Source organism: Pseudomonas sp. Tri1, assembly GCF_017968885.1.
In the GTDB taxonomy this organism is placed as follows: domain Bacteria; phylum Pseudomonadota; class Gammaproteobacteria; order Pseudomonadales; family Pseudomonadaceae; genus Aquipseudomonas.
Genome location: NZ_CP072913.1, coordinates 3,880,004 through 3,893,455 on the forward strand (window position 1 = coordinate 3,880,004; position 13,452 = coordinate 3,893,455).

13 protein-coding genes are annotated in these 13,452 nt (G+C 62.2%); 4 read left to right on the forward strand and 9 right to left on the reverse strand.

The window, feature by feature from the left end; translation table 11 throughout:
* Positions 1-217: 217 nt before the first annotated feature.
* Positions 218-1,750 (reverse strand): nitric oxide reductase transcriptional regulator NorR, encoded by a 1,533-nt coding sequence (norR, locus tag J9870_RS16510; protein ID WP_210639073.1) that lies wholly within the window; start codon positions 1,748-1,750, stop codon positions 218-220.
* A gap of 160 nt (positions 1,751-1,910) precedes the next feature.
* On the opposite strand from norR, the gene ytfE reads away from it, so the two are divergent.
* Entirely contained in the window at positions 1,911-2,585 is a 675-nt protein-coding gene (gene ytfE / locus J9870_RS16515; RefSeq protein WP_210639074.1) for an iron-sulfur cluster repair protein YtfE, read from the forward strand.
* A gap of 176 nt (positions 2,586-2,761) precedes the next feature.
* On the opposite strand, the gene J9870_RS16520 is transcribed toward ytfE, so the two are convergent.
* Together J9870_RS16520 and J9870_RS16525 are read right to left on the reverse strand one after the other, a co-directional pair.
* Positions 2,762-3,202 carry a hypothetical protein gene (locus J9870_RS16520; RefSeq protein ID WP_210639075.1) on the reverse strand — a complete coding sequence of 147 codons (441 nt, stop codon included), beginning with the start codon at positions 3,200-3,202 and terminating at the stop codon, positions 2,762-2,764.
* A gap of 22 nt (positions 3,203-3,224) precedes the next feature.
* Positions 3,225-4,415, reverse strand: coding sequence for an NnrS family protein (locus J9870_RS16525; protein ID WP_210639076.1), 1,191 nt, complete (start codon positions 4,413-4,415; stop codon positions 3,225-3,227).
* Between the two features lie 581 nt (positions 4,416-4,996).
* On the opposite strand from J9870_RS16525, the gene J9870_RS16530 reads away from it, so the two are divergent.
* Together J9870_RS16530 and J9870_RS16535 are read left to right on the forward strand one after the other, a co-directional pair.
* Entirely contained in the window at positions 4,997-5,680 is a 684-nt protein-coding gene (locus J9870_RS16530; RefSeq protein ID WP_210639077.1) for a Crp/Fnr family transcriptional regulator, read from the forward strand.
* Positions 5,677-5,877, forward strand: a complete 201-nt coding sequence (locus J9870_RS16535; RefSeq protein ID WP_210639078.1) for a protein DnrP — start codon at positions 5,677-5,679, stop codon at positions 5,875-5,877. Before J9870_RS16530 ends, J9870_RS16535 begins: the two co-directional genes overlap by 4 nt.
* 4 nt (positions 5,878-5,881) lie before the next feature.
* Here the strand turns inward: J9870_RS16535 and J9870_RS16540 are convergent, their stop codons facing one another.
* The 6 genes from J9870_RS16540 to J9870_RS16565 all read right to left on the reverse strand — a co-directional run bounded on the left by J9870_RS16540 (position 5,882) and on the right by J9870_RS16565 (position 11,561).
* Positions 5,882-7,720 carry a VWA domain-containing protein gene (locus tag J9870_RS16540; RefSeq protein ID WP_210639079.1) on the reverse strand — a complete coding sequence of 613 codons (1,839 nt, stop codon included), beginning with the start codon at positions 7,718-7,720 and terminating at the stop codon, positions 5,882-5,884.
* A gap of 87 nt (positions 7,721-7,807) precedes the next feature.
* On the reverse strand, positions 7,808-9,235 hold the full coding sequence (locus J9870_RS16545; protein ID WP_072404347.1) for a cbb3-type cytochrome c oxidase subunit I: 1,428 nt from the start codon (positions 9,233-9,235) through the stop codon (positions 7,808-7,810).
* 3 nt (positions 9,236-9,238) lie between these two features.
* Entirely contained in the window at positions 9,239-9,679 is a 441-nt protein-coding gene (locus J9870_RS16550) for a cytochrome c (RefSeq protein WP_134924098.1), read from the reverse strand.
* A gap of 243 nt (positions 9,680-9,922) precedes the next feature.
* Positions 9,923-10,177 carry a cytochrome C oxidase subunit IV family protein gene (locus J9870_RS16555; protein ID WP_210639080.1) on the reverse strand — a complete coding sequence of 85 codons (255 nt, stop codon included), beginning with the start codon at positions 10,175-10,177 and terminating at the stop codon, positions 9,923-9,925.
* Between the two features lie 12 nt (positions 10,178-10,189).
* Positions 10,190-10,774: a cytochrome c oxidase subunit 3 family protein gene (locus tag J9870_RS16560; RefSeq protein WP_210639081.1), complete on the reverse strand. Its 585-nt coding sequence runs from the start codon at positions 10,772-10,774 to the stop codon at positions 10,190-10,192.
* Positions 10,758-11,561, reverse strand: coding sequence for a CbbQ/NirQ/NorQ/GpvN family protein (locus tag J9870_RS16565; RefSeq protein WP_210639082.1), 804 nt, complete (start codon positions 11,559-11,561; stop codon positions 10,758-10,760). Before J9870_RS16565 ends, J9870_RS16560 begins: the two co-directional genes overlap by 17 nt.
* Positions 11,562-11,758: 197 nt before the next feature.
* Between J9870_RS16565 and nirS the strand changes: the two genes are divergently transcribed.
* Positions 11,759-13,438 (forward strand): nitrite reductase, encoded by a 1,680-nt coding sequence (gene nirS, locus J9870_RS16570; RefSeq protein ID WP_210639083.1) that lies wholly within the window; start codon positions 11,759-11,761, stop codon positions 13,436-13,438.
* Positions 13,439-13,452: the final 14 nt, after the last annotated feature.

The following is a 13,452-nucleotide window of genomic DNA, read 5'->3' on the forward strand; positions in this document are numbered from 1 at the left end:
ATCTCCCGATAGGTTTAGCCCAGTCTGCGCCTGGCCACCTGAGCCGACCTTGATCGTTGTCAATGCTGATTCCTGTGTTGAATTTACCGACGCCATCGCGAGCAAGCTCGCTCCCACAGGGGGTAGGTGAACGCCATAGGACGAATGTGGGAGCGAGTGTGGGAGCGAGCTTGCTCGCGATGAAGGCAACTCGGTCGTGACAGACAAAGACAAACCGCTACTTGAGCCCCAACCGCCGCGCCAGCTTATGCAGGTTGCTCGGATCAACCTCCAACAGCCGCGCCGCCCCGGCCCAGTTCTGCCCGCAACGCTCCAGGGCCTTGAGGATCGCCTGGCGCTGACAAGCATCGACCGCCTCACCCAAGGGCTGCAGCGGCGAATCGAGCGCTTGAAGGGGCGCCTGGAGCATTGCCTGCGCCGACGTTGCGTTGGCATTGACGTCCAGATCCAGCACCTGCGGTTCCAGGGTCATGATCAAGCTGCGACTGGCGCCGTGGCTCAGTTGCTTTAACGCCGCGCGACTGATCACGTGCTCCAGCTCCCGCACGTTGCCCGGCCAGGAGTACGCCAGCAGCGCCTGTTCGGCCGCCGGCGACAGGCGCAACCCACGCAGGCCCAGGCGCGTGCGGTTCAGTTCAAGAAAGTGTCCGGCCAACATCAACACGTCGTGGCCGCGTTCGCGCAACGGCGGGATCGGCACCGGGTAGACCGAGAGCCGGTGATACAGGTCGGCGCGAAACAGGCCGTCACGGATGCTGTCGGGCAAATGCCGGTTGGTGGCGGCGATGATCCGCACATCGACGTGCAGCGGCTTGTCCGCCCCCAGGCGCTGGATCTCACCGTTTTGCAGGGTGCGCAGCAACTTGGCCTGCACACTCAACGGCAACTCGCCGACCTCATCGAGAAACAGCGTGCCGCCATTGGCCGCGTCGAAACGCCCGGCGCGGTCGGTGGTCGCGCCGGAAAACGCGCCTTTGACGTGACCGAACAACTCGCTTTCGGCCAGAGACTCCGGCAACGCCGCACAATTGACCTGGACCAACGGCTTGTGGCCACGCCGGGACAGGCGATGCAGGCGGCGGGCGAACAACTCCTTGCCGACACCGGTTTCCCCCAGCAACAGCACCGGCAACTCCGAATCGGCCAGTACGTCCAGCTCATTGAGCAACTGCTGCAGCCCCTCGCTGCGCCCGAGGATCTCGCCCTCTTCGGCCGGCAGGCGCAGGTCCGCCGGATCACTGCGCGATGCCCGCAGGCTACGGTTTTCCTGCTCGAGTCGAGTGACCCGCACCGCCGCCTCGATCTGCAAGGTGCAGCGCTTGAGTTCCTCGCGGGCGCGGCTGTCGAAGGTGCCGGCGTGGAGCGCATCGAGGGTGATCGCGCCCCACAACCGGCCTTCCACATACAGGCTCACGCCCATGCAATCGTGCACCGGCAGCGGTTCGCCGACGTGGTTGTCGAGCAAGCCGTCATAAGGATCCGGCAAACGGCTGTCGGGCTCGAACCAAGTCGGTTCGCGCGAAGCCATGATCGCCGCCAGGCGCGGGTGCTGGGCGATCACGAAGCGACGGCCCAGCGCCTCGTGGACCAGCCCTACGGTGGCCACGGGCCTGAGGCTGTCATCGTCCAGACGCAACAGGCCCACGGCGCCACTGTTGAAGTATTCGCGCAGGGTCTGCACCAGGCGCTGCAATCGCACGGCATTGGGCAACTCGACGATCAGGTCGGCGGCCAGGCTTTCACGCAGCATGGTAGTGATTACCCTCCAGGGTTCATTTGACCCATCGCAGCCAGGGTGACAATCACCCTGGCAAAAATTTAATGCTTTATTTTCAGCAAGTTATATATGGCACGCTGGCTGCAAAGCTCGCTCATCTGTCCCTCCCCGGGATTCCACCCAAGGAAACATGATGAGCCTCGATCTGCTGGAACAAAGCCTTGGCCAATTGGCCTGCGACATTCCCGGTGCCACGCGCACCTTCCATCATTACAACCTCGATTTCTGCTGCGGCGGGCAAAAGTCCTTGCGCGAAGCCGCGCTGGGCAAAGGCCTGAATCCGCTGCTGATCGCCGATGCCCTGCGCACACTGCAAGCCGCCGGCGAACTCGGCCATGACTGGCGCGACGAGCCCCAGGCCCTGCTGATCGCCCACATCCTGGAACGCTACCACGCCCGCCATCGCGAGCAACTGCCGGAACTGATCCGCCTGGCCCGGCGCGTCGAGCAGGTCCACGGTTCGCGGCCCAACTGCCCGAATGGCCTGGCCGATCACCTGCAGGACATGTACCAGGAACTCGAAGGCCACATGCTCAAGGAAGAACAGGTGCTGTTCCCGATGCTGCAACAGGGCCTCGGCGAACGGGCCTCGGCACCGATCCAGGTACTGCGTTACGAACACGACCAGCACGGTGAAGCCCTGGAAACCATGCTAGCCCTGACCGACCAGATCACCCCGCCCGCCAACGCCTGCAACACCTGGCGCGCCCTGTATCGCGGGCTCGTGGAGTTTCGTGATGACCTGATGCAGCACATCCATCTGGAAAACAATGTGTTGTTCGTCAATGCGATGAAAACCGTTCGCTGACCATCAAGCATTACCTGCCCCCTGTGGGAGCGAGCTTGCTCGCGATGGCGGTGGACCAGAAAACTCAATACTGGCTGATCCGACGCTATCGCGAGCAAGCTCGCTCCACAGGGGACTGATGGTGTTCAAGCTATTTGGCCCCCCCTTGAATCAAGTGTTGGCCTTCACCCTCTTGCTTAAAACTGCCAATAGAACATCGCCTTGGCCAACACCACGATCAGCAGCATGTGCCCCAGGATACTGCGGCGCAGCCAGCAGGCTCGGCCTGGGGTCAGCCGACCGCTCTTGAGCCAGTACGCCAGCCACAAGTAGTGACCGATGATGCTCAAGGCCAGGAGGATTTTCAGGCTCAGTAGCAGGCCGAAGCTGCTGCTCAACGGTTGGCTCAGTGCACTTCGGTGCTGCCACGCCAGGCCCAGGCCGGCGCCGTACAGCAACACCACGACACCGTGCAGCACATGCCGCGAGCGCTTGGCGATCGCCTGGTCGGCGGCGTCCTTGACACCTTGGGCCAGGGGTCGACGGGCGGCATGCCAGATAAAAACCTCGAAAAACAACGTGCCGATAAAGGCGATGGCCGCCAACAGGTGCGTGACCAGCAAGACCCCATACATCATCGACTACCTCCGCGCAGGCGACTCATCCCGGATGCCCATCCACCCGGGTCTGCAACAGCATCGGGCCATAACGCCAGGCGTAGAGGCCGAACGCCAACGTCCAGCACAACCCCGCCAACCACAGCCCGGCCAACGGGAATACCAGCACCAGCAGCACACGGCTCACACACGCCAGGTTCAACAGGATGAAGGCCAGGGTCATGCCCGCTGGTGGCTCAAGGGGGCGCCCGGTATGACCCAGGCTAACGCGGGCGATCATCGCCAGGATCAGCCCGGCCATGGCACCGATGGTCAGGCCATGCACCGCCAGGCTCGGATTCACCGGCACACCGAAGTGCCACAGCGCCATGCCCAGGCAGGCCACCGCCAGCCAAGCGTAGGCCAGGTGCAACGACCACAGCAGCGGCACCCGCCACAAGTCTCGATCATGCCAACGCACCAGCCGAATCCCGTGCCCCACCGCCAGCGCGGCGAACAACAGGCCCACCCAGGCACTGGCCACCAGCGCCGGACCGAAGGCATACAGCAACGCCACCAGCGCCGAACCCGCCAGCAACAGACGATCGAGCCACGGCCATGGCGCGACGCCCTCGACCCGCCCGAGGCCGCGCTGGGTAAAGAACGGAATCACCCGTCCGCCGATCAACCCCATCATCGCCGCCACCAACCACAAGCCGGTGAGCACGCTTTGGCGTTGCAAGCCCTCGTTGTGCTGGAGCAGGCCGTACACAGACAACCCATCAGCGGCGGCCAATAGCAGCAATACCAGCACGATCGGGTAATTGCGCTTCTGCCGCACGCGCCACAACGTCATGCCCATCAACACCGCGACCGCCAGGGCGAACCCCAGCTCCAGCACCGTCAGCACAGGCCAGGGTGCATCGACCAACCAGGCCAATCGTGCGCCGAGCCACACCACAGCCAGCGCAGCCAAGCGCTTGCCGCTGAGCCCCGGGGTACCCGTCCAGGTCTGCACCGCCGTCAGCAGGAAGCCGGCGATAATCGCCAGGCCGAAACCAAACAACAGTTCATGACGGTGCCAGGCCAACCAGCCGCCAGCCGGCTGCCAGGCCGACAACCGCCCGGTGAACGCCGCGAGCCATAGGGGGATGGCCAACAGCGCCAACACGCAACCGGCCAAAAAGAACGGCCGGAACGCCAGGCGCCACAGCGGCAGAATGGCCATGGCCTTGCGACGATCAAGCACTTGCATACACCACTCCTCAGCCTCACCCGGGATCTGGCCCGCCAGCGAGGTACGACAAATCAGGGTTCGAATGATCGGTTATCGACGCCGGCAGGCCTTGTCTCAGATCAAGCCCGCCCATCGGCAACCTCCCGTCTCGAACAGGTACTTGCAAGGGGCTTGCCGAACACAGTCGAGCCTCTCAATAAAATGCCGTCCCTGCCTGTGGGAGCGAGCTTGCTCGCGATAGCGCTGGGTCAGTGGGTATTGATGTTGGGTGTACCACCGTCATCGCGAGCAAGCCCGCTCCCACCAAGACTGTAGCTCAAAGGGTATTTATTACCCTTTCGTGGTTGTTTTGACCCTATTGCGACAGGGTCATTTATACCCACCCCCGCAGTATCTCCCCACGAATCAATGCCCACAGGCATGGCCCGTCTCTTGCTCAGGCACGGCATAGACTTTCTGCCAGGGGTTCTCCATGAAACACGTCGTTTTGCCTCTCACTTGGTTCGTTGTGCTCGCCTGCATCGTCGCGCTCGCCAGCGGCTTATCCCTGAGCCTGGTCTGAAACCGTTTACTTTCTTGCCTATAAAAGGATTCATGCCATGGTGCTCCATCGTGTCCATCACCAGATTCTGCGCAGCCATCACCTGTTCGAGCCGTTGAACGAAGAACAGCTCGACGAACTGATGAGCACCAGCCAATTGCTGAATATCGACAAGGGCGATCCGCTGTTCCGCCAGGGAGAACCGGCGCAGGCGTTTTACTTCGTGATTTCCGGAGCGGTGAAAATCTACCGGCTGACCCCGGACGGCCAGGAAAAAGTCTTCGAGGTGATCGGCGAGCGCCAGACCTTCGCCGAAGCCATGATGCTGATGGACACGCCCAACTACGTGGCCTCGGCCGAAGCCGTCGGCCCGACCCAGTTGTATCGCCTGTCCAACGCCACGTACATGCGCCTGTTGCACAGCAACAGCCGGTTGACCTTTGCCCTGCTCGGCAAGCTCTGCGTACGCCTGCACCAGCGGGTCAACGAGATTGAAACCCTGTCGCTGAAAAATGCCACCCACCGGGTGGTGCGCTACCTGCTGACGCAACTGGTGCGCCTGCAAACCGTGGACAGTCAGTTCGAACTGCCAATGGCCAAGCAGTTGATCGCCGGGCACCTGTCGATCCAGCCGGAAACCTTCTCGCGGATCATCCGACGCCTGATCGACGAAAAGATCATCACCCAGGACGGTCGCCAGATCGCCATTCTCGATCGCCTGCGCCTGGAGCAATTCGAATGAGCGCACAGTCCATCTGCCTGTATTGCCAACACGCCAACCCTGCCGAGGAAAACGAATGTCGCCAGTGCGGCATGCCCCTGCCGGCCGACGCTGCCTTGGCCGACGAGCGTCGGCTGCGGCGCTTCGGTTGGTTCTGTGTGGGGCTGACGATCTTCTGCATCGGCATGTTCTTCTGGCTGCCCCGCGACATCGTCTGAACCCTCAATCCTGCGTCAGCTGCCGGTACAACTGCGGCAGCCGCAGCGGCAATTGTTCGGGCTGGCGAATCAAGGTGTAGCCGTTGGCCCCGAACATGTACGGCAAGTAATCCCCCGCTTCGCGATCGATGGTGATACAGAACGGCGTCAACCCCTGGCGCCGCGCCTCGATCACCGCCTGGCGGGTGTCCTCCACACCGTAGCGCCCTTCGTAGAGATCCAGGTCATTGGGCTTGCCGTCACTGAGCAGCAACAATAATTTGCGCCGCCGTTTGCAGCCCTCCAGCCGTTGCGTGGCCTGGCGGATCGCCGCCCCCATACGCGTGTAGTAACCGGGCTTGAGTCCCTGGATACGTCCGCGAGTGTGATCGTCGTAACGCTGATTGAAAGCTTTGAGTTCATGCATGCGCACCTGCTGGCGGCGCAGGGAAGAGAACCCGTACAGGGCGAAATCGTCCCCCAGCACCGACAGGGTTTCGCCAAACAGCAACAGGCTATCGCGTATGACATCGATTACCCGGTGTTCGTCATTGAGGTGGGCATCGGTGGACATCGACAGGTCCGCCAGCAGCAGGCAGGCCAGGTCGCGACGGGTCTGGCGTTGTTCCAGGAACAAGCCGCGCTCGCTGCATTGGCCGTGCTGGCGCTCGACGTGAAAATCCAGCCAGGCTTGCAGGTCCAGTTCCGAGCCCTGGGTTTGCTGGCGCAGCCATTGCCGATCGTTACGCAGGTGTTCGAATTGACGACGCAAGCGCTGGGCCGAGGGGCGCAAGCGCAAAGGCAGCGGCTGTGGCTCGCAGTCCCGGGGGATGAAGGTTTGTACGCTGACGAAATCATCCTGCAGCCGTTGCTTGCGGTAGTCCCATTCGGGCAGGCGAATGCCCTCGCCCAAGGGGATGTCATCCACATCGGCCGGCGGCAGGTCCAAGTGCAGTTTCAGGCCGCCCCCCTTGCGCAAGCGGGTGCGCGAAAGGGTCAATTGGTCAAGGTCTTCAGCCACCCGAGCGGCGTCCGGGTCTTCGCTGTCGTCCGCCCAGCGATCCAGGTCCACATGTTCGGTCCAACTGAACAGGTTCTCCAGGCGCACGATCAGCAGCCCACCGTCACGACTGGTTTCATCGATGCGCTCGGCGCGCTTGCGACCGCCCTGCTGCTCACCCGGCGGTGTCGCCAGGTATTGCTCGGACTCTTCGAGGTTGGCGGCCTGGGGATTGGCCAGGTGTTGGGGTGGGTAAAGCCACAGCGGCAACGGCCAGGCCGCCCGCTCGCTACGGGGAAAATGTTCGACGCTGCCCGGTTCGCGCAAGGCTTGGCACAGCGCACGCTCCAGGGTGGCTTCGGCCGGGTTGAGTGTGGCCGGATCAGGGCGCAGGGACAGGTGCGCATCCACCAGGCGTCGGTAGCGAGGGCGCAGTGCCGGGTAGCGCTGCAACACTGCCTGGGTCCAGCGTTGATTGTCACGCCCCCAGTGACGCATTGGCCCCGATTGCGCGGCCAGCAACGCGAGCCAGCGATACAGTTCCTCGTTCAATTCGGTATCGGGAAACGCTGCCAGGCTCGCGGGCAAACGCAGGTTGTCGCCATCGCAGCAGGCCAGGGGCACTTGCTTGCAGGTGCCGGCGATCTGCTGCAACAGGTTGCGACGTAGCAACAGATCACGGTCGCTGACCGCTTCCACCCCCAGATGACGAGCGCCGCCGGTGGCGCGAAACAGCACCTGCAGCGCGCGTTGCCGGGGGATCAGCTCGACCCGTGCCTCAGGAAAATCGACACTGGCACGGCGGGTAATGAAACGGTGCCAGACACTGCCGACCCATTCTTCCAGCTCTAGGGTGAAGGCCATGGTTATCTTCCTCCCAAACCGAGCCCAGTGTGGTGAGGGGATAAATCCCCTCGCCACAAATGAGTCCGGCTCAGCTGTTGTGGTGAGTTACGACGGCACCACCGCTGCCGGGGCACGCAGGGCCGCGCGGCCACGCTGGCGGAAGCTGAACAGGTAGCAGAGCAACCCAGCCAGGAAGCCGACACCGCTGACCAACCGAGCCCAGAACAGCGGCTTCAAGTGATCCATCGTGGCCATGAACGGCAAGGCACTGCCGTCCGTCATCCAGCGCTGCAACCACACCTGGACCACACCGGCGGCGGTGAGGAACAAGGTGATCATCACCATCGACAGGGTCATCAACCAGAAGCCCCAGATCTCCAGGCGCTGCGAGCGTTCGTCCGCCGCTTCACCCAAGCCACGCAAGCGTGGCATGGCGTAGCTGATCAGCGTCATCACGATCATCGCGTAGGCACCGTAGAAGGCCAGGTGACCATGGGCCGCAGTCAGTTGCGAACCGTGGGTGTAGTAGTTGACCGGTGCCAGGGTGTGCAGGAACCCCCAGACACCCGCACCGAAGAACGCAGTCACCGTAGTGCCCTTGGCCCACAACGTGGCGGCGCGGTTCGGGTGTTGCCGGCGACGGTTTTTCACCATGCTGAAGGCAAAGACCACCATCGCCAGGAACGGCAGCGGTTCCATCGCCGAGAAGATCGAGCCGACCCACAACCAGACCTCGGGCGCACCGATCCAGAAGAAGTGGTGACCGGTACCGATGATCCCGGTAATCAGCGCCATGGCGATGATCACGTAGAGCCATTTTTCCACCACTTCGCGGTCCACGCCGGTGATCTTGATCAGGACAAAGGCGAGCATCGAACCCATGATCAGTTCCCAGACGCCTTCCACCCAGAGATGCACCACCCACCACCAGTAGAACTTGTCACGGGCGAGGTTTTCCGGGTTGTAGAAGGAGAACAGGAAGAACACTGCCAGGCCGATCAGACCGGTCATCATCACCATGCTGACCGTGGTCTTGCGCCCCTTGAGCAGGGTCATGCCGATGTTGTAGAGGAACCCCAGGCACACCACGACGATGCCCATCTTGGTGATGGTCGGTTGCTCCAGGAATTCACGGCCCATGGTGGGCAGCAAATCGTTGCCGGTGAATTTCGCCAGCGTCGCATAAGGCACCGAGAGGTAACCCAGGATCGTTGCAACACCTGCGGCGGCGAACACCCAGAACAACACGAGCGCCAGTTTCGGGCTGTGCAGTTCGCGGTCAGCCTCCTCCGGTATCAGGTAATACGCCGCGCCCATGAAGCCGAACAACAGCCAGACGATCAGCAGGTTGGTGTGGACCATGCGGGCCACGTTGAAGGGAATCAGCGGGAACAGGAAGTCGCCGACCACGTATTGCAAGCCCATGATCAAACCGAACAGCACTTGTCCCAGGAACAGCATCAGGGCAAACACGAAGTAAGGTTTGGCGACGGCCTGCGAGGCGAATTTCAGATGCGGATTAGCCATGCTCATCTCTCAGCCCTCCTTGTTTGGCGGCCAGCCATTGGTATTGATTTTCGAGCTCCACTTGAGGAACTCGGCGATGTCGTCGACCTCCTGCTCACTCAGGTTGAACTGCGGCATGGCCCGACGACCCGGAACGTTCAGCGGCTGCATTTTCATCCAGGCCTGCAGGAACGGCTTGAAGGCCTCCTCGCCACCGCGCCGGTTGACCACATTGCCCAGCTCCGGCGCAAAGTACGCACCCTCGCCCAGCAGGGTATGGCAGCCGATGCAGTTGTTGCGCTCCCAGACGCCCTTGCCGCGTATCACCGATTCGGTCAATTGCGCCTGGTTGCTACGCTCGGGAAAGGTCTGTTCCGTGTGGTAGGTCAGGGCCAGGAATATCAGGAAGAAGAACACGCTTCCCCCGAAGTAAATATTCCTGGCCATGCCTTTGGTGAAGGTATCTGACATGGTCACTTCCTCATTGCTTGGCGTGTTCATTCTAGGAAGCGAGGGGTCAGAAACCGCTTGATGGCGATCAAGAATCTCCGATGGTTTTAGTCGGTTGTTCCAACGCTGCCCGAAAGGCAGGTGAGCTTTTCGATCGTGCCCACGCTCCTGCGTGGGCACGCCGCCTGGGACGCTCCGCGTTCCTCTTCTGGAAGGTGACGCAGAGCCTCATGGGCTGTATTCCCATGCGGAGCGTGGCAACGATCAGACCGAGAAAATGACGACCCCGATCGCAGTCGCGAGCAGCGCAGCCCAGCTCAACACCAGACGCCGCCACAGACGCGGGGCGTGGCGCAGTTCCATGAAGCCGTCGGCAATCAGCCAGGCCTTGGCGACCGCAACCGTCAATATGGCAATGGAGATCAACCCGGTGGCTGCGACCTGGCCCAGGGCTACGGTGGCGCTGCTCAACACCGCCAGCGCCAACCAACAAACGATCAGGACACGAGAAGCCGACATGGGTATTTCATCTCAATCGAGGATGTAGACCAATGGGAACAACAGCACCCAGACCATATCCACCATGTGCCAATACAGCACACCGGACTCCAGCCCGCTGTAGCGCTGCGAATCATAACGACGTCGCCGACAACCCTCGGCCAGCCAACCGAGGATCACCATGCCCAGCAGCACATGGAGGAAATGAAACGCGGTGAGGATCCAGTACAAGGTGAAGAACGTGTTGCGCTCCATGCCCAGGCCGCTCGCCAACAGATGGGCGTACTCGGTGAGCTTGATCCCCACGTAGCCACAGGCAAGCAACAACGCGACCGCTAAAAACAGCGCGCCTCGACCCGACCGATCTTGCCTGACCTGCTCTTGGGCCAGGGCGGCGAACAGCCCGGCGGTCAACAGGCTGAGGGTCATCGCCAGCCCCGTGGAACGGTCCAGCAAATGCCGGCCTTCACTGAACATCTGCGGGTGCAGAGCCTGGGCGACAGCGAACGCCAGGATCAACAGCGCAAACACCGACAGCTCGGCGAGGATGAAGAACCACATCGCCAAGTCCCCCGGCAAACGCCGGAGGGCGATAGCGGTTTCAGCCGAAGTGGACATCGACCACATCCATCAACGCGGCGACGGTCTGCGGGTCGTCACTCAACGGCTCGGCCAGGCAGGCCAGGCAAGCCTGGCGAGGGTCCATGCCGGAGCCGATCATGCGCGCGGCGAAGATAAGCAGGCGCGTCGAGGCGACTTCCTCCAGGTCGTGCTGGTCGAGCCGGCGCAGCGCCTGCCCCAATCGCACCACCTGGGCCGCCAGGGCCAGGTCAACCCTCGCTTCACGGGCAACGATCCGTTCTTCATCGGCGACAGCCGGATAGCCAAAACGCATCGACACAAAACGCTGGCGGGTGCTGGGCTTCATGCCTTTGAGCAGGTTCTGGTAACCGGGGTTATACGACACCACCAGCATGAAGGACGACGGAGCCTGGAGCACCTCGCCCGTGCGCTCCAGGTACAACTGCCGCCGATCATCGGCCAACGGGTGCAGCACCACCGCCGTGTCCTGGCGCGCCTCGACCACCTCGTCCAGATAACAGATACCACCCTCGCGCACCGCCCGGGTCAATGGTCCGTCCTGCCACCAGGTGCCCTGGGCACCAATCAGGTGTCGGCCCACCAGATCGGCCGCACTCAGGTCATCGTGGCAGGCCACGGTGTACAGCGGCAGTTTCAGACGGTGGGCCATGTGCTGGATGAAACGGGTCTTGCCACAGCCAGTGGGGCCTTTGATCAGCACCGGCATGCCGTGATGCCAAGCCTGTTCGAACAGCGCCTGTTCGTTGTCCTGGGGTTGATAGAAGGGTTCGTCCGGGTGCTGCAGGGTATGGAGAGTGTTCATGACAGAGCCTGATCAGAGACGCGATTGCCGGCCACGCTACGGGGCCCTGCGACAACCTGGCAAGGGCTGCGGCGGGCAAACTTGATCGCCGTCAAGCGGCTAACCACCGGGCTGGGCATAGCCTTGCACCGCACCAAGAACCTGCGCGCCGAACCTCAATTGCAGCGCAGCGCGGGTCACGCCTGAGGAGAAATGGAATGCTGATCAGCCACAAAAAATCGTGGGCCCTGCGGGTCACGGCGCTGTTTACAGCGCTGGCCGCCCCCCACGCCTTCGCCGACCAAACCGCTGCGCCGGAACAACCCCGCGTGGTCAAGACCGAAGGCGCGCCCGACCTGAGCCAGGCCGACTTCGACTCGGCCAAGGAAATCTATTTCCAACGCTGCGCCGGCTGCCACGGCGTGCTACGCAAAGGCGCCACCGGAAAGCCACTGACACCCGACATCACCCAGTCCCGCGGCCAGGCCTATCTGGAGGCGCTGATCACCTACGGCTCGGCCGCCGGCATGCCGAACTGGGGCACGTCCAATGCCCTGACCAAGGACCAGATCACGGTGATGGCCAAGTTCATCCAGCACACGCCACCGACGCCGCCGGAATGGGGCATGGCCGAAACCCGCAAGACCTGGAAAGTGCTGGTCAAGCCTGAAGACCGGCCAACCAAGCAGATCAGCACGCTCAACCTGCAGAACCTGTTCTCGGTGACCCTGCGCGATGACGGCAAGATCGCCTTGATCGATGGCGACAGCAAGAAAATCGTCAAGCTGATCGACACCGGTTACGCGGTGCACATTTCGCGCATCTCGGCCTCGGGTCGCTACCTGCTGGTGATCGGTCGGGACGCCAAGATCGACATGATCGACCTGTGGCCGAAGGAGCCGACCAAGGTGGCGGAAATCAAGGTGGGCATCGAAGCCCGCTCGGTGGAAACCTCCAAGTTCAAAGGCTACGAGGACAAATACACCATCGCCGGTTCGTACTGGCCACCGCAGTTCACCATCATGGACGGCGAGACCCTGGAACCCAAGCAGATCGTCTCGACCCGCGGCATGACCGTCGACACTCAGCAATACCACCCGGAACCTCGAGTCGCAGCCATCATCGCCTCCCACGAGTGGCCTGAGTTCATCGTCAACGTCAAGGAAACCGGCAAGGTGATGCTGGTCAACTATCAGGACATCAAGAACCTCACCATCACCAGCATCGACGCCGCGCCGTTCCTGCATGACGGCGGTTGGGACAGCAGCCATCGCTACTTCATGACGGCCGCCAACAACTCCAACAAAGTCGCGGTGATCGACTCCAAGGAACGCAAGCTCACCGCCCTGGTGGACGTGGGCAAGACTCCCCATCCGGGACGCGGCGCCAACTTCAACCACCCACTTTACGGACCGGTCTGGGCCACCAGCCACCTGGGCGATGCCGGGGTCTCGCTGATCGGCACCGACCCGGTCAACCACCCGCAATACGCCTGGAAGCAGGTCGGCTCGCTGCAGGGCCAGGGTGGCGGCTCGCTGTTCATCAAGACTCACCCAGCGTCCAGCCATCTGTATGTCGACACCACCCTCAGCCCCGACGCCAAGCTCAGCCAGTCAGTGGCGGTGTTCGACATCAACAAGCTCGACGCCGGTTACACCGTGCTGCCGATTGCCGAGTACGCCGGTATCAAGAAAGGCGCGTTGCGCGTGGTGCAACCGGAATACAACAAGGCCGGCGACGAGGTCTGGTTCTCGGTCTGGAGTGGTCAGGAAGACGAGTCGGCGCTGGTGGTGATCGACGACAAGACCCTCAAGGTCAAGAACGTGATCAAGGACAAGCGCCTGATCACCCCGACCGGGAAATTCAACGTCTACAACACCCAACACGACATCTATTGAGCCCCATCAATAAG

Coding starts and splice junctions, on each gene's coding strand:
- norR (WP_210639073.1), bottom strand. CDS start 1,750: ATGCTGCGTGAAAGCCTGGCCGCCGACCTGATCGTCGAGTTGCCCAAT.
- ytfE (WP_210639074.1), top strand. CDS start 1,911: ATGAGCCTCGATCTGCTGGAACAAAGCCTTGGCCAATTGGCCTGCGAC.
- J9870_RS16520 (WP_210639075.1), bottom strand. CDS start 3,202: ATGATGTATGGGGTCTTGCTGGTCACGCACCTGTTGGCGGCCATCGCC.
- J9870_RS16525 (WP_210639076.1), bottom strand. CDS start 4,415: ATGCAAGTGCTTGATCGTCGCAAGGCCATGGCCATTCTGCCGCTGTGG.
- J9870_RS16530 (WP_210639077.1), top strand. CDS start 4,997: ATGGTGCTCCATCGTGTCCATCACCAGATTCTGCGCAGCCATCACCTG.
- J9870_RS16535 (WP_210639078.1), top strand. CDS start 5,677: ATGAGCGCACAGTCCATCTGCCTGTATTGCCAACACGCCAACCCTGCC.
- J9870_RS16540 (WP_210639079.1), bottom strand. CDS start 7,720: ATGGCCTTCACCCTAGAGCTGGAAGAATGGGTCGGCAGTGTCTGGCAC.
- J9870_RS16545 (WP_072404347.1), bottom strand. CDS start 9,235: ATGAGCATGGCTAATCCGCATCTGAAATTCGCCTCGCAGGCCGTCGCC.
- J9870_RS16550 (WP_134924098.1), bottom strand. CDS start 9,679: ATGTCAGATACCTTCACCAAAGGCATGGCCAGGAATATTTACTTCGGG.
- J9870_RS16555 (WP_210639080.1), bottom strand. CDS start 10,177: ATGTCGGCTTCTCGTGTCCTGATCGTTTGTTGGTTGGCGCTGGCGGTG.
- J9870_RS16560 (WP_210639081.1), bottom strand. CDS start 10,774: ATGTCCACTTCGGCTGAAACCGCTATCGCCCTCCGGCGTTTGCCGGGG.
- J9870_RS16565 (WP_210639082.1), bottom strand. CDS start 11,561: ATGAACACTCTCCATACCCTGCAGCACCCGGACGAACCCTTCTATCAA.
- nirS (WP_210639083.1), top strand. CDS start 11,759: ATGCTGATCAGCCACAAAAAATCGTGGGCCCTGCGGGTCACGGCGCTG.